Source organism: Ercella succinigenes (assembly GCF_900002895.1).
On sequence record NZ_CDHP01000059.1, the window covers coordinates 76,611 to 98,029 of the forward strand.

General features: G+C 37.4%; 21 protein-coding genes. 17 read left to right on the top strand and 4 right to left on the bottom strand.

Annotated elements, in window-relative coordinates; translation table 11 throughout:
• Positions 1–50: 50 nt before the first annotated feature.
• Complete coding sequence (gltX, locus tag AC0KSB_RS12680) at positions 51–1,508, bottom strand: glutamate--tRNA ligase (RefSeq protein ID WP_472309843.1); 1,458 nt, start codon at positions 1,506–1,508, stop codon at positions 51–53.
• A gap of 162 nt (positions 1,509–1,670) precedes the next feature.
• Between gltX and AC0KSB_RS12685 the strand changes: the two genes are divergently transcribed.
• Genes AC0KSB_RS12685 through AC0KSB_RS12695 form a run of 3 tightly spaced genes read left to right on the top strand, consistent with a single transcriptional unit; the run spans position 1,671 to position 3,610 of the window.
• Positions 1,671–2,546: a DUF5685 family protein gene (locus tag AC0KSB_RS12685; protein ID WP_472309845.1), complete on the top strand. Its 876-nt coding sequence runs from the start codon at positions 1,671–1,673 to the stop codon at positions 2,544–2,546.
• Positions 2,547–2,588: 42 nt separating this feature from the next.
• Positions 2,589–3,035, top strand: a complete 447-nt coding sequence (locus tag AC0KSB_RS12690) for a J domain-containing protein (protein WP_472309847.1) — start codon at positions 2,589–2,591, stop codon at positions 3,033–3,035.
• Positions 3,026–3,610 carry a hypothetical protein gene (locus AC0KSB_RS12695; protein WP_472309849.1) on the top strand — a complete coding sequence of 195 codons (585 nt, stop codon included), beginning with the start codon at positions 3,026–3,028 and terminating at the stop codon, positions 3,608–3,610. The genes AC0KSB_RS12690 and AC0KSB_RS12695 overlap by 10 nt, the downstream gene beginning before the upstream one ends.
• 44 nt (positions 3,611–3,654) lie before the next feature.
• Here the strand turns inward: AC0KSB_RS12695 and AC0KSB_RS12700 are convergent, their stop codons facing one another.
• Both AC0KSB_RS12700 and AC0KSB_RS12705 read right to left on the bottom strand, forming a co-directional pair.
• Positions 3,655–5,088, bottom strand: a complete 1,434-nt coding sequence (locus AC0KSB_RS12700) for a D-alanyl-D-alanine carboxypeptidase family protein (protein ID WP_472309851.1) — start codon at positions 5,086–5,088, stop codon at positions 3,655–3,657.
• 115 nt (positions 5,089–5,203) lie between these two features.
• Entirely contained in the window at positions 5,204–6,028 is an 825-nt protein-coding gene (locus AC0KSB_RS12705) for an AraC family transcriptional regulator (protein WP_472309853.1), read from the bottom strand.
• Positions 6,029–6,247: 219 nt separating this feature from the next.
• Here AC0KSB_RS12705 and AC0KSB_RS12710 point away from each other — a divergent pair, with 219 nt between their 5' ends.
• The 6 genes from AC0KSB_RS12710 (at position 6,248) to AC0KSB_RS12735 (ending at position 12,198) form a co-directional block, all read left to right on the top strand.
• On the top strand, positions 6,248–7,156 hold the full coding sequence (locus tag AC0KSB_RS12710) for a helix-turn-helix domain-containing protein (RefSeq protein WP_472309855.1): 909 nt from the start codon (positions 6,248–6,250) through the stop codon (positions 7,154–7,156).
• Between the two features lie 213 nt (positions 7,157–7,369).
• Positions 7,370–8,650, top strand: a complete 1,281-nt coding sequence (locus tag AC0KSB_RS12715) for an O-acetylhomoserine aminocarboxypropyltransferase/cysteine synthase family protein (RefSeq protein WP_472309857.1) — start codon at positions 7,370–7,372, stop codon at positions 8,648–8,650.
• A gap of 72 nt (positions 8,651–8,722) precedes the next feature.
• Positions 8,723–9,169 carry an RrF2 family transcriptional regulator gene (locus AC0KSB_RS12720; RefSeq protein ID WP_472309859.1) on the top strand — a complete coding sequence of 149 codons (447 nt, stop codon included), beginning with the start codon at positions 8,723–8,725 and terminating at the stop codon, positions 9,167–9,169.
• Positions 9,170–9,220: 51 nt separating this feature from the next.
• Positions 9,221–9,664 carry an Rrf2 family transcriptional regulator gene (locus AC0KSB_RS12725; RefSeq protein WP_472309861.1) on the top strand — a complete coding sequence of 148 codons (444 nt, stop codon included), beginning with the start codon at positions 9,221–9,223 and terminating at the stop codon, positions 9,662–9,664.
• A gap of 54 nt (positions 9,665–9,718) precedes the next feature.
• Positions 9,719–10,735: a 3-dehydroquinate synthase family protein gene (locus AC0KSB_RS12730; RefSeq protein ID WP_472309863.1), complete on the top strand. Its 1,017-nt coding sequence runs from the start codon at positions 9,719–9,721 to the stop codon at positions 10,733–10,735.
• A 71-nt stretch (positions 10,736–10,806) separates the two neighbouring features.
• Positions 10,807–12,198: a M28 family peptidase gene (locus tag AC0KSB_RS12735; RefSeq protein ID WP_472309865.1), complete on the top strand. Its 1,392-nt coding sequence runs from the start codon at positions 10,807–10,809 to the stop codon at positions 12,196–12,198.
• Between the two features lie 9 nt (positions 12,199–12,207).
• Here AC0KSB_RS12735 and AC0KSB_RS12740 read toward each other — a convergent pair whose 3' ends face one another.
• Entirely contained in the window at positions 12,208–12,675 is a 468-nt protein-coding gene (locus tag AC0KSB_RS12740) for a hypothetical protein (RefSeq protein ID WP_472309867.1), read from the bottom strand.
• A 199-nt stretch (positions 12,676–12,874) separates the two neighbouring features.
• Here AC0KSB_RS12740 and AC0KSB_RS12745 point away from each other — a divergent pair, with 199 nt between their 5' ends.
• The 8 genes from AC0KSB_RS12745 to dnaK all read left to right on the top strand — a co-directional run bounded on the left by AC0KSB_RS12745 (position 12,875) and on the right by dnaK (position 21,347).
• Positions 12,875–13,330 (top strand): NfeD family protein, encoded by a 456-nt coding sequence (locus tag AC0KSB_RS12745; RefSeq protein WP_472309869.1) that lies wholly within the window; start codon positions 12,875–12,877, stop codon positions 13,328–13,330.
• A gap of 86 nt (positions 13,331–13,416) precedes the next feature.
• Entirely contained in the window at positions 13,417–14,373 is a 957-nt protein-coding gene (locus AC0KSB_RS12750; RefSeq protein ID WP_472309871.1) for an SPFH domain-containing protein, read from the top strand.
• Positions 14,374–14,384: 11 nt separating this feature from the next.
• Positions 14,385–15,596: an AAA family ATPase gene (locus AC0KSB_RS12755; protein ID WP_472309955.1), complete on the top strand. Its 1,212-nt coding sequence runs from the start codon at positions 14,385–14,387 to the stop codon at positions 15,594–15,596.
• An 18-nt stretch (positions 15,597–15,614) separates the two neighbouring features.
• Positions 15,615–16,301 (top strand): DUF4276 family protein, encoded by a 687-nt coding sequence (locus AC0KSB_RS12760; protein ID WP_472309873.1) that lies wholly within the window; start codon positions 15,615–15,617, stop codon positions 16,299–16,301.
• On the top strand, positions 16,294–17,448 hold the full coding sequence (gene hemW / locus AC0KSB_RS12765; RefSeq protein WP_472309875.1) for a radical SAM family heme chaperone HemW: 1,155 nt from the start codon (positions 16,294–16,296) through the stop codon (positions 17,446–17,448). The genes AC0KSB_RS12760 and hemW overlap by 8 nt, the downstream gene beginning before the upstream one ends.
• A gap of 159 nt (positions 17,449–17,607) precedes the next feature.
• A complete protein-coding gene (gene hrcA, locus AC0KSB_RS12770; RefSeq protein WP_472309877.1) occupies positions 17,608–18,753 on the top strand; it encodes a heat-inducible transcriptional repressor HrcA in 1,146 nt (381 codons plus the stop codon).
• Positions 18,753–19,367 carry a nucleotide exchange factor GrpE gene (locus AC0KSB_RS12775; RefSeq protein WP_472309879.1) on the top strand — a complete coding sequence of 205 codons (615 nt, stop codon included), beginning with the start codon at positions 18,753–18,755 and terminating at the stop codon, positions 19,365–19,367. The genes hrcA and AC0KSB_RS12775 overlap by 1 nt, the downstream gene beginning before the upstream one ends.
• 129 nt (positions 19,368–19,496) lie before the next feature.
• Positions 19,497–21,347, top strand: a complete 1,851-nt coding sequence (dnaK, locus tag AC0KSB_RS12780; protein WP_472309881.1) for a molecular chaperone DnaK — start codon at positions 19,497–19,499, stop codon at positions 21,345–21,347.
• The last annotated feature ends 72 nt before the right edge of the window (positions 21,348–21,419 follow it).

A 21,419-nucleotide genomic window follows, 5' to 3' on the forward strand; every position in this document is an offset into this window, starting at 1 on the left:
TTTTCTCCATTTATTTCGAAAATTTATTTTTATGATCTATTCTTTTGCTTTCAAAGCATTGTAATACCTTTCTCGATACGAGCGATTGCTTCCTCTTTTCCCAGCAAAGTCAGAATTTCAATTGCTCCGCCCGGTGTTACCAGTTGTCCTGAAACTGCTATTCTAACAGGCCACATTACTTGCCCGTTTTTCATCTCCAGTTTTTGAGCCAGATTGATAAGACAATCATGTATGCTATCACGACTCCACTCGTCTAAATCTTTTAGCGCATCAAGAGCAATTGGCAATACTTTTTTCGCAAGTTCCGGGTTTGATTTACTTTTCTTGTTGGTATAAAGCTCTGTGCTGTAGTCTAATCTTTCGGCCAGAAATCCTATCATTTCTTTCAATTGATTCAATTTGGTAACCCGTGGCTGCAAAATGTCGGCCAGTAAATCTATATTATCGGGGATCGTTGAAAATATTTCCAAAAGCTCAGGTTTAATCAGATCAATAAAATCGGCTTTATTCATTTTGCGAATATATTCGGCGTTAAACCAGGTGAGCTTATCATAATCAAAGACTGCCGGAGATTTACTAATTCCCTCAATGCTAAAAACCTTTTCCAGTTCCTTGAGGCTGAAGATTTCCTGATTATCATTAACAGGGCACCAGCCAAGCATAGCAATATAATTGATAATTGCTTCTGACATATATCCTTCTTGTACTAATCCTTCAAAACTTGTTGAACCATGCCTTTTAGAAAGTTTTTTCCCGTCTTTGCCAATAATTAAAGGCAGATGAACATAAACAGGTATCTGCCAGCCGAATGCATCATAAAGCAGATTGTATTTTGGTGTTGAAGAAAGATATTCCGAACCTCTTACCACATGTGTTATACCCATCTCGTGATCATCAATTACATTGGCAAAATTATATGTGGGATAACCATCTGTCTTAAGAAGAACCTGATCCTCCAGTTCGGTATTATCCACCGTTATCTGTCCATACACTGAATCGGTAAAAGTAGTAGAACCGGTAAGAGGCATTTTCTGTCTTATTATGTATGACTCTCCAGCTGCTATTTTTTGACTGACGATGTCCTTCGGCAAGTCACGACAATGTCTGTCATAACCTCCTGAGAATTTACTATCTGGATTTTCGCTTTTTAGACTTTCCAATCTTTCACGACTGCAAAAACAAGGGTAGGCATGATCTTCCTGAACAAGTTTATCTGCAAAAGGCTTGTACATTTGCAGTCTTTCGCTCTGTATATAAGGCTTGTGCGGACCTCCTATGTCTGGCCCCTCATCATGCTTTATGCCTACACAAGATAATGTTTTATAAATTATCTCAACTGCTCCATCTACCTGTCTTTCCTGATCCGTATCCTCTATTCTAAGTACAAAACTTCCATTTTGCGACTTCGCTATCAGATATTCATATAAAGCTGTACGTAAATTGCCTACATGCATAAAGCCGGTAGGACTTGGCGCAAAACGCGTGCGAACCTGACCTGAATAATTCATCGCCAAACCCCTTTCAAAACAAAATAACTACATAATATTTACAAAGTTCATAATCGTTCACAAGAATACTTTAATATATAAATGCATCTTATGATAACATAGATAGTAAAGCTTGTTAAAGCATCGATATTCATAATTTTCAAAAGAAAAACAGGAGAAATTATGTTCGGATATATAAGACCATACAAATCAGATCTGCTAATGCGACAATGGAGCTATTATCAGTCTGTTTATTGTGGTTTATGCAAGTCAATTGGTAAAAATTACGGTCAGCTTCCCCGCCTGACTGTCACTTATGATCTGACTTTTCTTGCTTTACTGCTATTTTCGGTATCGGAGCAAGAAGCTTCTTTTCATAACGAAGTATGTGTGCTTAATCCCATAAAGAAGAAAACTGTAATGACTACAAACGCTATTCTTGAGATAACTGCTGCTGTTTCTGTAATGCTGGCATGGTATAAGGGAAAAGATAATTTAAAAGACGGTAAATATTTTTCCGGCAGGGCGATTAATTTGGGGCTGAACAGAGTTCATAAAAAGATTGCAGCTCAATATAGTGAAATTGATAATCTGATTAGCAAAAATTTATCTGATCTTGACAGATACGAACAGCAGGAACCTGATTTGGGTGCAGGTAATGTTTTCGGCAGACTACTGGCAGAAATTTTTGAGTTCTGTCTAAAACATCTTTTTCAATATAACTTGATCAAAATATCGGAAGCAGAGCAAGACAGTCTAACAAAATCTTTTTATTTTTTAGGAAATGATGTTGGCAAATGGATATATTTGATTGATGCAATTGACGATCTGGAGCAAGACAGAGATAATAAAAACTGGAATCCTTTCTTGCTTTTCGACGGTGAAAAGGCAAGGACAATTGCTGCTCAGGAACTCGAAAATATTGAGTTGTCAATAGATAGGAGTGCTGCTCTTTTACCATATATCAGAGATTCTTCGATGATAGCAAATATTGTGCAGAAGGGGTTGCCTTCTGTAAGGCAAGAAATATTGTCAGGGCATAAATTGAAAAAATTGTGATAGGCAGAAAAATAATAAATTTTATTAAGGTGGGCAATAAATATGGCAAAGAACCCATATGAAGTTCTCGGAATCAATCCTGGAGCTAGTCAGGAAGAAATAAAACGCGCATATAGACAGCTTGTAAAAAAATATCATCCTGATAATTACAGCAATCATCCTTTGGAAGATCTTGCCAAAGAAAAAATGCAGGAAATTAATCAGGCATACGACCAATTGACAAATTCAAACAGTACTTGGAAGCAGAGCGGTTCGCAAAATAATCAGCAGGGATGGACCGGTCAGGGTTCTAATAACAATCAAGGCGGATATAATCAACAAGGTGGATATAATAATCCTTATGGACAGGGTAATTGGCAGCAGGGACAGGGACAAGGTCCCTATTACAGACAATCAGGCATGGATAGTCTCTGTTCGACTCTTGGTTGTTTATGTTGTGCTGATTCTTGCTGTGAATGTATGGGAGGAGATCTTTGTCTATGTTGCTGAACAAATCCTCAAAAGGTTTGTCCGGCAGAGCCGTTGCTGGCGGTGGAATGCTTTCTGCCTTGTCTGTTTCTTTTATTTTTCTTGCTGCAATAAGTCCTACTTCTAATATAGCGATTATGTCTTTGACATCTTTGTGTATAGCTGTTGCTATTGTAAAATTCGGCTATAAGACTGCATTGATTGTCTATACTGCAACATCTTTGATTTCTTTAATATGGCCAGGGATTTTTTTTGCTTTGTCATATTTAGGTTTTTTTGGAATCTATCCCATTATAAAAGCATATATTGAAAATCGAGGGTTGAAACAAGCTTCAGATAAAAAAAGTAAAATAGCAGAAACAATCCTTAAACAAATAAGTGCAACTTTTCTGGTTGCCATAATGGGTATTCTATCCTTTTTGTTTTTTCCGGCAATTGCTGAACAGATCAATGAATTTCTATTCAAATTTAATAATCTAAGTATTTTTTTATGGCCGATAATTATTCTTGCCATTCAAATAATTATTTATCTTTTTGACCTTGGGTTGACCGTGCTTATTACTCTTTACATCAGAAGACTTCATGGCAGAATTTAGGAAAAAAGGAACTATAATCGGGCACTGGAACTCAATAATTCTTCCTAGCTTCTTTTGCTTTTTTTATCAAGTCTTATCAGAATAAACAAATGAAATACTTCTCTGACACCTCTAATTGTTTGCCAGAGTATAATAAGTATCAGTACAAGCAGCGAAAAAATGATAAGGTAAGTTAGATTTGGATTATTCTGCAGTTGATCAAGTGCTCTATCCAGAATTGTTATGGTAGACAGTATTTGCCTGTCAGGACCTACATCTACAGCTATATTTGTCCCATCTTTGAGTTCAAAAACAACCTGGCCGACAATCATACTTCTTTGAATAGGGCGGCTGTGAGGGCCGTAGGTTCTATATTGTACATTGCTATTTAGAAAATCATCGTCTTTGGGATGAATATAATAAACAGTTTTTTTGTAAATAAGACCAAATGACTCTCCATCAACAGTTCGCTCAAAATTTTCAGCATAGAGTTCTCCAGCTTTAACCAGAGGTGACATCATATAGTGATTGTCAATGGCATAGTACAAGTTTAAGGTATCATTGTAGCGGTTGCTGAAACTGGTATTTATCACTACTGTTATAAGATCTATATCGTTTGTTTTACCTGTTGAAATAATTGTAGATTGTCCTTGGTATTCGGAATAAAAAGCTCCCTGCAGTCTTCCTTCGGAAAGAGTCCATAATGGCTCTATTTCATTACGCATAGGGACTACACTTTGTCCGTCAAGAACAATGTACTCACTACTTTGACTGAATATAGAGACAAAAGTTTGATTTTGCGTTGCTGCCATCATTAATCTGGCAATGTCTGCTGCTGTGGTATATTGCAGAGGCAACTGAGCAAGGAAAGAATCCTGACTATAATTATCAATTTGATATACAGGAATACCAGTACTGTTTAGAAAATATGTATCAGCCATTCCATAGCTTTCTGCCCGGCTGTTCATCAACTCAACAAATTTACTTTCTTCATTTGAAATCTGTTCAGCGATAGCAATTGCCGCTGCATCAGAATCATAATGGGCTATTCTTAATAACAGGTATTCCAGCGGATATTTGTCACCGGTTTCCAATTCTACGCCATCCGGTGAATCCAGAGCGTCTTTTTGGCTTGCGGCAACACTACTGATCGTAACCATTGTATCAAGCGGAAGTCTTTCGCAGGCAATAAGCATAGTCATTAATTTTGAAGCTGCCGGAACTGCCGTTCTCTGATCCCCGCTTTCCTGATATAAGACCCTTTGTCTGCCGGTTTCCATAACATAAGCCGAATGTGCTTCCAGTTTAACTGTTAGATTTTCATATAATTTTTGAGCCTCAGTGTCAATGCTATTAGCCAAATTCCCGCTAATATTATTTCCATTTTGTTGAATTCCTGAGGCTGACATTTCTACAGCAGGCGAAAAAACAAGGCAGTATATTACTACTGTCATGCACAAAAGCAATATTTGTAAATTCCTTTTTTTTGCTTGCTTCAACTCAAACTCCTCCGGCAAAGAATAATCATTAATAAGCTGACTGATTATAATAGTCAGATCTTACTATAATATCATAACCTGAAGTTGTTAAATAGAATAATGTCTTTGTGAAAGTTTACAGATTCTTTGCCATGTTTCGGCGGTACTTACTGGGCGTTATGCCTTTTTCTTTCTTAAAAGCTTTTGAAAACAATAACGCATCATCATATCCGACAGAATGAGCAATTTCCCCAACTGTTAAAGTTGTTTTTAAAAGTTCAACAGCTTTATTCATTCTGAATCTGGTAAGATACTTTTTTGGTGTGATCTGCATATGTTTTTGAAACAAGGAATACATATAGCTGCGATCGAGTCCTACATGAGAAGCTATACCTGAAATATTTATGTTGGCGGCATAATTTGCCTCGATAAACCTGATTGCCTGCCTCAGATACTCTATTTGTCTTGTTTCAGGATTAATACCGGCAATACTTGTCTTCTCAATTACCAAAGAAAAAAAAGCATACAGAAGAGACAGTCTTTGCAGTTCATGGTATCTGGCTCCACCTGAATACCTTAGCATTTTTTCTATAATTTTATAGAGGTTTTCCTGCTGATCAAAAATTATTACAGGATTTTTAGTCGACAAACCGGCTTCGTTGCAAAGTTTTTGTGCAGATAGTCCTCTGAAGCCAACCCAGGCATAGCTCCAGGGTTCGGTATCATCCGCTTTGTACTGGGCAAGTGTGTTTGCCGGAACAAGAAATAAATTACCTTTGTCAAGTGAATAATGCTGATCTTTAATTTTGAGGGATCCTTTACCTTTGGTGACGAGATGTATAACATAATGATCTCTGATTCCAGGTCCCCACTGGTGTGCAGGAAGACAGTCTTCTATACCGCAGTTATGCACATTCAAATCAGTTTGATCAAGTTTGCTAAATGTATGCTTTTCTAACATAAATTCACCTTTGTTTTACTAATAATTTACAAGATCTGTAAAAAACACATTATAATGTATAAATAGATTGTACACTGTATACAGATTATCACAGTATGGAGATTTAGTTAACATAATGCCTTGCGAATTAATGCGATAAAATTTATAATTAGTCAGAAAGTTTTCTTTCGCAACCTTGTGATGCAAACGGTTTTGATGAGGGGATACTCTGGAGGCAACATGGAAATATTAAATGTAAGTTTACTTGAATTTGAGAGTTTAATTCCGACAAACAAATTTCTTATTATGAAATGTGGTCATGCCAAGATAATCATGACATCTGACGCAGTCAGTCTATTTAAGCATTTCAGTAAAATAAATGATCAATACGAAATATTTATCCCATTAACAAATGTAAATTCTACAGTTATTGATAAAAAGAAAATTGATTGTGAGTTTGGTAATTTATTAATTATTAATCCGGGACAAAAAAGAGGCTTTAGCAAAAACAGTCGTAAAAACGCTTTTGTAGCGATTTTTTTTGAAAAAAAGTATATGGATAGAATAATTATTCAAATTGCCGGAGAAGCAAAACTTTTTCCGAATTATATTCAGACTCTTAGACCTGAAGTACATTCGCTTATAAATAAAATGATTGAAGAATATAGAGAGTCAAGAATAGGAAAAGAGCTTATACTCAAAGCCTTTTCAGAACAATTGGCGGTTTTGCTGATTCGTTTTTATCATCACCCTGTAGTTTCTCCCAAGCACGATATTAAATCATCTTTGTCCGAGAATCAGTTAAGGTTCCGTGAGGTGATTGATTTTATGAATAAACATATGGAAGAGAAAATTACTGTTGAGCAGATGGCAGAATTATCTTCGATGAATCGATTTAGGTTTATAAGATCCTTTCAGGCCGCTTTTGGTAAAAGTCCATACGATTATCTCACTTATTTAAGGATTGAACGTGCAAAAAAAATGCTGCGCAATACCATGCTTACTGGCAATGAAATCGCAAAAGCCTGTGGCTTTTTTTCACAAAGTCGTTTTTCAGCCTCTTTTAAACAGTTTACGGGCATGACCCCGACAAAGTACAGAAAACATATTGTTGCTGAAAAAAAACATCTTTTTATCAGAAACAGTTAATTTTTTGCGGCAGATATTAGATAAAGTTAAGAATACTTTTCTTTAGATAGATAAGCTCCGATGCTATTGACATATCATGATCATGCATGTAAAATTCAATTAATTCATACAGGATTAGTAGGAAAAGATTGCTATTGTAATAATTCTACTTACTGTAATTATTGTGTTTATCAAACATTCTGCTATGTAAAAGCAAAACAGGAGGAAGAAAATATGGGAAATAAAGAATACGGATTTTATACTAAATCAATTCACGCAGGACAACAGCCTGATCCTTCCACAGGTTCAAGGGCAGTGCCGATCTATCAGACCACATCATATGTTTTTGAAGATGCAAAGCATGGGAGTGACTTATTTAGTTTAAGTCAGGTGGGAAATATATATACAAGAATTATGAATCCCACAACTGCAGTTCTTGAGGAAAGAATTGCTGCACTTGAGGGTGGTATCGGTGCCTTGGCTGTTGCTTCAGGATCCGCGGCAATAACATACTCTATTATGAATGTTGCGGCTTCAGGAGATGAGGTAGTTGCGGCAAAAACTTTGTATGGCGGTACTTATAATCTTTTTGCACACACATTACCAAATTATGGCATAACTACCAGATTTGCTGATTCGGATAACATTGATTCTTTCGCAGCTGCTACTAATGAAAAAACTAAAGCCTGGTTTGTAGAAAGCATTGGTAATCCTAACAGCAACCTTGTTGATATAGCTGCCTTGGCTGAACTTGCTCATAAAAATGGAGTTCCGCTTATCGTAGATAATACATTTGCGACACCATGGTTGCTCAGACCTATAGAATTTGGTGCTGATGTTGTTGTACATTCGGCAACTAAATTTATCGGAGGGCATGGAACATCAATTGGTGGTCTGGTTATTGATGCAGGGAAATTTGATTATAATAATGAAAGATTTCCTCTGTTAAGTAATCCTGATGAGAGTTATCATGGTTTGAGTTATGCCAGAGATGTTGGTGCAGCTGCTTATATAACCAGAATGAGAGTATCTCTGCTTAGAGACACAGGTGCGGCAATTAGTCCGTTTAACGCATGGCTTCTTATTCAGGGTTTGGAAACCTTGCCTTTGCGCGTTGAAAGGCATGTTGAAAATGCTAAAAAAATTGCTCGTTTGCTTTCAGAACATCCGTCTGTTGCCTGGGTTAATTATCCCGGCTTGGAAGACAATAAGTATTATGATATTTCAGAAAAGTATTTTTCAAAAGGGCCAGGATCTATTTTTACTTTTGGAGTAAAAGGTGGTCAGGAAGCTGCTGTCAAGGTTATTGACAGTTTGGAGTTGTTCTCTCTGCTGGCAAATGTTGCAGATGCAAAATCACTTGTTATACATCCTGCAAGTACAACACATTCTCAGCTTTCAAAAGAGGCCTTGATTGAAAGTGGAATAACCGAAGATCTTGTAAGATTATCGATCGGACTTGAAGACTATGAAGATTTAAAAGATGATTTGCTAAATGCGCTTGCTTCAATATAATAGAGTAGTCAGCCTGATAAATGAAATACTACATTTGGCTGATTCATTAATGAATAGCCGGAGGTGTAGGACTTGAGAATATCAACAAAGGGACAATATGCGGTAGAAGCAATGCTTGCACTGGCTCTGGCGGATAAAGATGATAAAATAAGTGTCCGCCAGATAGGTGCCATTACCAATCTGTCAGATAGTTATCTTGAACAGATAATTGCTTTATTAAAAAAAGCAGGATTAGTCAGCAGTATTCGAGGAAACAAAGGTGGATATAAATTATCAAGATCTGCTTCTGATATAAGTGCCGGCGATATTTTACGTGCTGCCGAAGGATCGCTTTCGCCTGTTCGCTGTACAGACGAGGCAAATGATGAATGTGTCAATCAGGATCAATGCTTAACAAAAATTGTTTGGCATAGACTTGAGAAGTCTATCAGTAAAGCTGTGGATAATATAACTTTAGACGAATTAGCAAAAAAATATAAAGCTGATGGATATGATGAGACAAACAATTTTATAATCTAAAATTGGATTTTAAAATTTAACTAATTAAGTTAGGACAGGAATGTACAGTTTATGAAGATGTCAACAAAATGCAGATATGGTTTACGTGCTTTAGCAGATTTATCTCTTGAGGGAGGTAGTTCTCCTGTCCCTTTGGGGCAAATTGCTCAGAGACAGAAAATTTCGTTGAAGTATCTGGAACAGGAATTTGCGACCTTACGAAAAGCAGGGCTGGTAAGAAGTGTAAAAGGTGCGCAAGGAGGTTATTCTCTTGCTATGCCGGCAACTTCAATTATGATATCGGATGTCATTAAATTGCTTGAGGGTGATATGCTGTTGGTCGATGAGCAGCAATTAAATGACAATAGTATTACTCCTGTGCGTAAGTGTATTAATGATAATCTTTGGGTAAAACTTAACAATCAGGTGCAAAAAGATATGGAATCATTTTCTTTGGCTGATCTGATATCTTCCTGGCAGGAAGGAAATGAAGAAAATCCGATGTATTATATTTGATAAGATCATCTATACATGTTAGTATTAAGCGATTACAAAATGTGAGGTAAATAAATGCTTATAACTGGTCATGTGCCTGATATTAAATATCCCATCTGGATTTCTCGTGGCTTTTCTGGAAAGATTTTCAACTATATACCTGAGGTTCTTCAGTGCGGGCGAGTTGCTGTAGTAACAGACAGAGAAGTGCAGGCTCTTCATATGGATCGTTTTAAGCAACAGTTTGAAGAGAAAAACATTGAATTGAAAATTATAACAATAGACGGAACAGAAGCTGGTAAAAATCTTGATACTGCCAAGCTTGTCTACGATCATTTAAATGATCTTGCTTTGACTACAGAAGATGTTTTAATAGCTTTCGGAGGCGGCAGTATTCTTGATATCACCGCTTTTGTGGCATCTACATATCTTGGGGGAATAAGTTTCTGGCAGATTCCAACTACGCTGCTTTCCATGATTGATTCTTCAATAAGTACAGTCTGTCATTTGAATTTTCGTAGCAGCAAAGATATGATTTCAACGAATTCAGCTCCACAGGGTGTAATTATTGATCCTGATTTGCTTGATACATTAGCTCCTAAGCAAAAGGCAAATGGCTATGTAAGAATGATTCAATATGGTTATCTGCAAAATCCCAAGCTCATAGATATGCTGGAAGCTGATGATTGCGAAATCAGCAAATTAATAGCTCTTTCTATCCATAGTAAGCTGGAATTGATTAATAAGGATCCCTTTTTCTTATCTTTTGGTCAACCGGTAAGTGATGCTATTCAAGGTCATTTTAGATTTTTAAAATATTTGCATGGCGAAGCGGTAGCTCTTGGTATGCTGGCTTCATCTCCAACAGACAGATTATGCAATCTTTTGAAAAAATATGATCTGCCGGTTTTCATAGAAGGTGTAAATCAGGATACTCTTGTTAAAAAAGCTGCAAGAATATGTTGCCTTCAAGGACAAAGATATAAATTTGTCAAAGTAATGTCTCCGGGGCAGATTGAAATAGAGTCGATCGAAGCCGAAAACTATGAATCTGTACTTAATCAGATGATATCTGTTCTTCATAATTCTTAAATAATACAGATTTTTGACTTGCGTATGTAGAATACAATCGTTAAAATGTAACTGGTTTGGAGGTTTGAATTATGAAATTTCAAATCAGTGACTGCAATAGCAAAAAAAATTATGTCATTGTAGAAAATAGTTCTAAACGGAATATGCGGTATATTAAAAATTGTTTGATAGCACTATTGTGCCTGTCTTTTATTATTGGGCTGACTGCTTGCCTTGAAGAAACTGAAGTAGATGAAGCAAAATCAGCTGATTATGGTAGTTTTGGTTATGATGTGGCTGTGGAATTGGCAACAAAATGGCCGAACAGAAGTCCAGGATCGGTTCAGGAAAAACAAGCTGCTGAATATATTGCTGAAACTTTTCAAAGCCTCGGATATGATCCGGAAGTGATGCCTTTTACTTATGTTGACGATAATGGAGATATTCAAAGCTCTCAGAATGTAATTGTTAGAATAAAGGGCGATGGTTTTACTGTTGCAGATGATCGTGGCACTCATAAACAGGTTGAAATGCAAGCTATTATTGGTGCCCATTATGATGTGGCTGTTACAAAAGAACAATCTCAGGCTGCTGAAGACGAAACTTCCGAAACTACTCAGGAAACAGAAGAAGTGATAGATGATGAAAATGAGGATGAAGAGGAAGAAGAGACACAGGAAGATACTCTTTATACCGAAGTGGAACTGCCTATGCCTACTCTTGCTGAATTTGATGGAATTCACAATAATGCTTCCGGAGTGGGCTCCCTTTTGACAATTGCTAGACAAATTAAAAGCCAGTCAACAAGGTATGATATTGTATTGATCGCTTTTGGTGCTGGCAATGCAGGTCAGGCTGGTTCCAGAGCTTATGCTGCTGAAATGAGCGATGAAGAAATTGCAAATACGGATGTAATGTACAATATTGATGGTATATATGCCGGGGACAAAGTGTATGCTCATTCGGGACAAAATTCTGTAGCAGGAACAAATCAAAAGATTTATGAGAAAAGACGTAAGCTTTATCAGGCTACAGACGTCTATTACGAAAATGAATTATATACAAATAATCAGTTTGCTCTTTATACAAATCAATCCGGAATTGAAGTTCCTTGGGGAGAAGATGGTACTGGGACAGCCACTTATAGAGAATGGACTTTCCGTGAGTCAGATCATTCTCCTTTTGACAAGTTAAATATTTCAGTTGTTTTCTTTGAATCATATGATTATGATGCTTCAAATTTGGACAACATGAAAGAAAGCAGTAATCCTGCTTTTGCTGCTACAAATGGTTTTATAAGCAATACTGCTTTTGATTCATCTAAATATCTGGAGAATCTATTTGCTCTTAATCAAACCGATACTTCGACGTTATCAGAAAATGAATCTGCTGATACAGATCTGCTGACAAGAAGAATTAATAATGTGTCTTTCGTGATAGAACAAGCAATACACAAAGGACTGCATAATGCTGTCGAAGAATAACAATAGTTGTTAATATATTGCAAAGATTTCCAATATATCTCCATTGTCCCAGCGGAAATTAATTTTTTGGAATTCTCCTGTCCTGAGCGTGCTTACGGAGTTTCCCTTTTGCTGGCAGGCCGATAAATTGAGGGGGATGATATCTTCTGGCCATTGGGTATCTATCGGACTTATAAGGACTTGATTATTAAGCAGAACGCAGGCGTTAGATGCATTTAAAGGAATCATAACTTCAATGCTGAATCTTTCAGGTTTGTCTAAATTAAATAGAACTTTCAGCTGTTCTGCTTTGTCGGCCGGTTTGCTGAAAGTTTGTTTTATAAGTATGTCTTGATCATTTATACTAAACTGATAGCAAGCATCCTGCCATTTATCAATTACAATACCTTGTTCAACATTTCCTATTATTAAATTCTGAATTGTTGTGTTAGTCTTCTCAATATCAGATGGGTTGTTTGCAGATTTATTGGTTTTCATATCTATTCACCTCGTATAATTATTTAATTTCAGTGTCGATTCTCACATATTTCAGATCAATCTGCAAGTTTTATCTAAAATTCAAAGCTAATAAAAAGGTGGAGTCTATAAAAAATAGTATTAATCATATATTTTTTGACTGTGGTATAATCGAGATATATATACAAATAGTTTGTTGGCTTTTTTCAGGAGGTTTAAGATGATATTTGGCATTTCTTCATGGCTTTTTTGGCTGATTTTGCTGATAATATTTCTGATATTGGAAGCCGTAACTTTCAATATGACTACGGTATGGTTTGCTGTTGGTTGTCTTGTTGCTATGATTATGGCACTGCTGGGGTTGCCCATATGGCTACAGTCGGTATCAATGCTGGTTGTATCAGCCGTTTTGCTGCTTGTTTTTATTATGATTGTCAAGCCGCGCATGAGTGGGAAAGCTGCTAAGGGAGCCGTCCCTACAAATGCGGACAGAATTATTGGTCAGGAAGGTGTAGTTCTTGAGATGATTGATCCTGTTGCCGGACAGGGCTTGATAAAGGTTAAGGGTCAGACCTGGAGTGCTGTTAGTGAAAGGCAAACATCTTTGCCTGCCGGTGCTAAAATTCAGGTCATAGCTATTCAAGGGGTAAAAGCAGTTGTTATTCCGCTGGAATAACTTTGTATATATACTTGCAGATTCAGCAGAGGATATCCGACAGTTTATAACCGGCGGATTCATAACAGATTTATGGAGGTATTTACATGTTTATCGTTAATTTTTTTACAGCACTTAGCAGTTCTCCAGGTATCGGTTCCTATATTGCATTGGTTATTACTCTGGCAATTGTATTTCTTATTCTGATTAGAAATATAAGGATCGTACCTCAGGCAACAAATTTTATTATTGAGAGACTAGGTGCTTATCACAGCACCTGGCAGGTAGGAATCCATATGAAGGTTCCTTTTATTGATCGGGTTGCAAAGGTTATTTCTCTTAAAGAGAAAGTAGCTGATTTTCAGCCACAGGCAGTTATTACAAAAGATAATGTAACAATGCAGATAGACACGGTTCTTTTTTATCAGATTGTAGATCCCAAGTTATACGCCTATGGTATTGAAAATCCGATTTTAGCTATTGAAAATCTTTCTGCTACAACTTTGAGAAATATTATTGGTGATCTGGAGCTTGATCAGACATTAACCTCCAGAGATCTTATAAATACAAGAATGAGAGTTATTCTTGATGAGGCAACTGATCCCTGGGGCATAAAAGTTAACCGCGTTGAGCTGAAAAATATTATTCCGCCTAAAGAAATTCAGGTTGCTATGGAACGACAGATGAAAGCAGAGCGTGAAAAACGTGAAAATATCTTGCGGTCTGAGGGCGAAAAAGAAGCTGCTATCAGAGTAGCTGAAGGTGAGAAAAAAGCGGCTATTTTACGTGCTGAAGCTAAAAGAGAAGCACAAATAAGGGAAGCAGAAGGTCAGGCTGAAGCAATTCTTAAAGTTCAGGAAGCTACTGCCAGAGGTCTTGAGATGATTAAAAATGTTGGAGCAGACCAAAGTCTGATTGCAATAAAGAGTCTTGAAACTCTTGCTCAGGTATCGAATGGTCGTGCCACAAAAATTATTATACCGTCGGAGCTGCAAAGCTTGGCAGGACTTGCGATGTCGCTTAAAGAAATTGTTACTGAGGATACTGATCAAAAGCAGGGTTGAGGTGATTGAAAGTGCTTTTAGGTATTCATCTGTCACACTTTGGTGTTCTTTTTGATACTCAGCTTGGTCTTTCTTCTGATGATTTAAAAAGGCAGTTGAAGTCCAAAGTAAAGCTTGATGAACTTTCAGGTGCAATAAGACCATTAACAGGACTTATCGGACGCAATAGCACTGGTAAGAGCGCATTATTTGAATCTTTAACTTTTGTTTCAGATTGTATGCATCATGGTGTTCCATTTGCCTCCACGCATAAAAAGCGTGGAGGTTTTGCTAGACTAAGCACTTTGGGCAGACATCATGAAATGAGTTTTGATATGATCATGTGGTATCAGAGGGATAAATCTTTTTTAAGATATGTTTTAAGACTTGCAAGTGATTCTCATCATCGTCCTTTTGTCCGTAGTGAATATGTAGAAAAAATATATCGCACTGATTTAATGGCCGTAAAAGAAAAAGTTTTACTGTCTTTGGAAAAAGGTGAAGGACAAATACTGGAAAATGATGTGCTTAAAAATACAGCAGTTGCTGACCTTAAGTATCCTGCTTTATCGATTTATGGATCGATAAAATCATATCCTGAACTTCAATTTGTTTCTTCACAGCTTATGCGCTGGTATATGTGTACTCCCGAAAATCGTGAATCTGGTTTTATTTCACAAGAGAGCGGAGGACACAGGCATCTTAATGAGAACTGTGATAATATACGCAATGTTCTGGCTTATTATAAGGAAGAGCATAATGATGCTTACAGAGATATGATCGATAAAATTTCTGCTCATATCCCGGATGGAAAACGTGTTGACGATGCTTTTCTCGATGGAGAGGTTACTTCTGGCAGTCTGCGTCTTTTTACTTTTCTTTTGCTGCTCGAAGATCCCCACCCGAGGCCATTGATTTTTTTTGAAGAGCCCGATAGTGGTTTATATCATGATATGGTAGATATTCTGGCATATGAGATGAGAGATTATACTCTTCGAAATCCTGGCTGTCAGATAATTTTTACGACGCATAATCCTTATATTTTGGAATCTCTTCGTCCTGATGAAGTCTGGGTTTTTGAAAGAGGCATTGGCAGGAGTAAAGACCATCTCATGGCTAATGCTCGTTGCATAGGTGCAGATCCTCTTATTGAAGCAATGTACAGGCAGGGAATAGGAATGGGTGCAATGTGGTATAGCGGACATTTTGATCAGGATGAGAATGTCCAGGATACTAATAAATAAGTTTTGTGAGAGTAAGTAATGCATATAGAAGTTCTTAGTGAGGATAAATCAGGATCTGTTGTTTTGCAGAGCATATTGTCTAAATTTATCGAACAAAGAGATTTAAATTATTCTTTTGATATACGTCCGCACCGTGGCAAAGGGCGTATTCCAGATGATTTTAATAAAAAGCCGGCTAAATATGCAAGCGGCCTTCTTGATCTTTTACCGGCAAAAATAAAAGCATATGCTTCCGTATATAAACCATACGAGCTTATTCTGGTAGTGGTTATGGATTCTGATGAAGAGCCATTCGACCATGTTTATAGCAGACTTGAACGGATAATTCAAAAATTCGGACGGAAAATACCATATGTAATAGGAATATCAGTTGAAGAAATGGAATCCTGGCTGCTAGGTGATACCAAAGCTATTGTTGAGGCTTATCCTCATGCCCGTGTGGCAGTAATAAACAATTATGAGCAGGACAGTGTTTGTGGTACATGGGAGGTTCTGGCAAGAACAATTTATGGTAACGATGCTGAGCGTCTGATAAGAATAGGGTATCCTGCTGTGGGACAATATAAATATGAGTGGGCAAGTAGAATTTCACCTTTGATGGATCTTGATAAAAACCAATCGCCAAGTTTTCAGAGATTTATAAAGCAATTAAAAAGAATTGTAGAAAAACAGGAAGAAAAAACAAGGAGCATTGTTAATGGTTAGAGCCGCTTATATACACGTGCCTTTTTGTGTTCAGAAATGCTTTTACTGTGATTTTTCTTCACAAGCCGGTTGCGATGCTTTGATACCCGAATGGCATAAAAGTGTAATAAATGAAATAAAAGCAGTTTCCAACTGGTCTGCCGATAATATTAAATCTAAAAGTCCTCTGAAATCAGTTTTTTTTGGCGGCGGGACTCCCTCTGTTGTTGATCCTAAAATTATTTCAGATATTCTTGAGCTTTTAAATAAATGCTTTGGCATAGATATTGGTGCAGAAATTACCATAGAGGCTAACCCCGGCACCATCAGCAGAGAGAATATGTTTGCTTATGTTGAAGCAGGGATAAACAGAATAAGCTTAGGATTACAAGCTAAACAGGAAAAACTTCTCAGAAACTTGGGTCGTATTCATTGTTTCAAAGATTTTGAAAAAAGTGTAAATCTCGCTTTCAATGCCGGTATCAGTAGAATAAGCGCAGATATAATGATAGGTTTGCCACAGCAGTCTCTTGAAAATGTTAAATCTACGATCGATTGTTTAACTGATTTACCAATAGAACATGTATCATACTATTCTTTGATTCTTGAAGAAGGAACAAGTTATTATGATACTTACCATGCTAAACCCGATTTGCTTCCCTCGGAAGAGGCAGAACGTGAAATGTATCATACATCATGTGCAATGCTTGAAAAAGCAGGAATAATTCCTTATGAAATAAGCAATGCAGCACGTCCAGGCTCAGAATGCAGACATAATCTTGTTTATTGGCATGCTGAGCCGTATTATGGTTTTGGCCCCGCAGCACATTCCTTTTTGAATTTTGTGCGCAGGGGAAATTGCACTGATATTAATAAATATATCGCTTTGTGGCAAAATGAGAATGAAGCTTTTGCTGCTGCCGATCAAATCGATTATATTGATCAAAAGGAACGATACAAAGAAGCTATGCTGTTAGGATTTCGTTTGCTTAAAGGTATTAGTTTCGAAGGCTTTTTTGATAAGTATGGAATTGATCTCAGAACAATTTTTGCTGATGAATTAAAACGCTTATTAGCACGAAGCTTAATTGTTATTGATGATAAATCAGTACGTTTAAGTAAACTTGGTATAGATGTTGCTAATCAGGTGTTTATGGAGTTTGTATAGACTTTACCACATTGTTTTCACCTGCTGTTCATGAAGATTTAACAAGTCCTCCACTTTAAGTTGCCTATGTAGATTGACATAATACGACTCTGGTGATAAATTATCTTTAGCACTCACGTTGTGTGAGTGCTAATTTATGAAAAAGGGGTGAGTCGTAAGGTGCTGAACAACAGGAAAAATCAAATTCTAAAGGCTGTTGTAGATGATTTTATTAATACCGCTGAACCTGTAGGTTCAAAAAGCTTGGTTAGTAAATATCATTTTAATGTCAGTCCTGCGACAATCCGAAATGAAATGGCTGAGCTTGAGGAGTTGGGGTATTTGGAACAGCCTCACACCTCTGCCGGAAGAATACCGTCAGACAAGGGATACCGGGCTTATGTTGATCATTTACTGAGAATAGAAGATATTTCCAGAGAAGAAGCTGAGAATATTAGAACTTATTTGAGAGAAAATCTTGATGAAGTTACTGGACTGATCAAAAAAGCAGCCGTAATTTTGTCGGAAAAAACAGATTATACTTCACTTGTTCTTTCACCTCAGTATAAACGCAGTTTTTTGAAGCAGATAAAAATGCTGATGATTGAACCGGGAAAAGCTTTGGTAGTTGTTGTATTGTCAGCAGGTGTTGTAAAAGACAGACTTGTTAGGATACCGGATATGCTTGATGCAGGACAGCTGATGCAGATTGCTGCTGCTATAGAAGAGGGGCTTTCTGGTATGACTCTGGACGACATTACTCTTGTTACCGTCGCAGCTGCAGCAAAACAAACTCCTTTGCCGGAATCTTTGCTTAATCAGGTTATGTATGAAGCTTACTTGTCTATAAAACAGGCAGATCATCTTGAATTATATCTGGACGGAAGTCACAGGCTCTTAGCTCAACCAGAATTTCAAGATGTGCGCAAAGCTCATGATTTTTTAGAAACATTAAATAGGGACGGTTTGATTGCCGGCTATATGAGTGAATTGAAAGATGAAGAGGAGCTACAGGCTGAAAGTGCTGATGCTTTTTACAAAAATGCTGAATTCAAAACATCTTCTGATAATTCAAGAATTCAAACAGAACCGGCTTATATGGTTAGAATAGGCCAGGAAATTACTCTGGAAGCTTTACAGGATTGCAGCTTTATAACCACCAGTTATAAACTTGGAGATATGGTTGCAGGTAAAATAGGAGTAATAGGACCCAAAAGAATGACATATGGCAAAGTAATATCGCATATCAACTTTGTTAAAATGACTATAAATGATCAGATCAGAAGTCTTGCAAATGGTAAAGACAGAATGGAGGACAATCAGTAATGAAAAAGAATAATTCAGATGGTAAAAACCCTGCAGAATTAAATCAGGCTGAAGATAATAAGCCAGAGGAAATTGTGGAGGATATTAATTCTCCTGAAGCTGAGCAGGCAGGCTCTGATAGTGATGAATTGGAAAAAAATTCTGAGATACAGGCTTTGATGGATCAGTTAAAGGCCAAAGAGACGGAGTATGCCGAAATTAGCGAAAAATACTTAAGAATGGCTGCTGAATATGATAATTTCCGCAGGCGAAGCCAAAAAGAAAAAGAAGCTATTTATATCGATTCTGTAACAAGAGTTGTAAAAGAATGGCTGCCTGTACTCGATAATTTAGATAGAGCTGCACAAGTTGTTGAGCAGGTAGAAAATGAAGAAGCTGTAAAGATTGGTGAAGGTATTTTGCTAACACGCAAACAGGCATATGAAATAATGGAAAGCCTCGGTGTATGCGAAATAGATTGTCTCAACAATCCTTTTGATCCGAATTTGCATGATGCTGTTATGCATGTTGAGGATGACAGTGTGGGCCCTTCTACAGTAGTAGAGGTTTTACAAAAAGGTTATATTCGTGGAGAAACTGTGATACGTCATAGCATCGTAAAGGTCGCAAATTAGTCAAATAATTATTGAAAGCATAGAAACTATTTTAAGTTAATAAAGCATAATTGCTTATATTATAGATGATGAATATTTAAGAATCTGTCATAGGGTGATATACACAAAGACAGGACGGGAGGAATTTACATGGCTAAAATTATTGGTATTGATCTAGGAACTACAAATTCATGTGTTGCTGTTATTGAGGGCGGCGAACCTATCGTAATCCCAAATGCTGAGGGTAATCGTACTACTCCATCGGTAGTAGCTTTTTCCAAAACGGGTGAAAGACTTGTTGGACAGGTTGCAAAGCGTCAGGCTGTGACAAATCCAGACAGAACCGTTTCATCTATCAAACGTGAAATGGGTACAAATCATAAGGTTAGTATAGATGATAAAAGCTTTTCTCCACAGGAAATTTCGGCAATGATTCTGCAAAAGCTGAAAGCAGATGCAGAGGCTTATCTGGGCGAAACTGTTACTCAGGCTGTTATCACTGTACCTGCTTATTTTAGTGATTCACAAAGACAAGCAACAAAGGATGCAGGTAAGATAGCCGGTTTGGAAGTTTTGAGAATAATCAATGAACCTACTGCAGCATCTCTTGCTTATGGTATGGACAAAGAGACTGCTGATCAAATGATTCTGGTATTTGACCTTGGTGGTGGTACTTTCGACGTTTCTATTCTGGAAATAGGGGAAGGTGTATTTGAGGTTAAAGCAACCAGTGGTAATAATCGTCTTGGTGGTGATGACTTTGACCAGAAGGTTGTTGACTGGATGGTGGAGCAGTTCAAAAAAGAAGAAGGTGTAGATCTAAAAGCTGATAAAATGGCTATGCAAAGACTGCGCGAAGCTGCTGAAAAGGCTAAAATCGAATTGTCTGGAGTTAGCAGTACCAGTATTAATCTTCCATACATTACTGCTGATGCAACCGGTCCTAAACATCTTGATATGACTTTAACACGTGCTAAATTTGATGAACTGACTTCTGATCTGGTTGAAAAATCTATGGAGCCTGTTCGCAAAGCCATGGCTGATGCGGGATTAAAGCCACAAGATATAGAAAAAATTCTTCTGGTTGGTGGATCCACACGTATACCTGCCGTTCAGGATGCAGTTAAAAAGTATTTCTCTAAAGATCCGTTTAAGGGTATAAATCCAGATGAATGTGTAGCTTTAGGTGCTGCTATTCAAGGTGCCGTTCTTTCCGGTGATGTTAATGATCTGTTATTGCTTGATGTTACACCACTTTCTCTCGGTATAGAGACTATGGGTGGGGTAATGACAAAACTAATAGAAAGAAACACAACTATACCTGCCAAGAAAAGTCAGGTTTTCTCTACTGCAGCAGATGGACAGACACAGGTTGAAGTTCATGTTATGCAGGGTGAAAGAGAGATGGCACAGTACAATAAGACTCTGGGAAGATTTATACTTGATGGAATTGCACCTGCTCCAAGAGGCGTTCCGCAGATAGAAGTTACTTTTGATATTGATGCCAACGGTATTGTACATGTTACTGCTAAAGATAAGGGTACCAATCGTGAACAGCATATTACAATTACTGCTTCTACAAATCTATCAGATGATGAAATAAATAAAGCTGTTCAGGAAGCAGAGCAGTTTGCGGCTGAAGATAAAGCTAAGAAAGAAGAAGTAGAAACAAGAAATAATGCTGACTCAGCTATTTATCAATCTGAAAAAACACTAAAAGAGCTGGAAGGTAAAATTGATGCTTCCGATCGTGAACCTGTTGATGCAGCTATTAATAAGCTGAAAGAAACTATAAAAGGTGATGATATGGAGGCTATTAAAGCAGATACTGAAGCATTGCAGCAGGCATTTTATAAAATAAGCGAAAAACTATATCAGCAGCAGGGCGGTGAACCTGGCGCTGGTGGCCCTCAGGCTGGACCTGATTTTAATGCAGGCGGATCTGATCAGGGCGACGGAACATATGATGCTGATTTTAAGGATGCTGGCGGCGATCAGTAAGATTTACGTTTGTTATTCTGATAAATCCCGGCTTTTCCCGTCCGCCTTTAGGCAGGCGGGATTTGTCCGTCT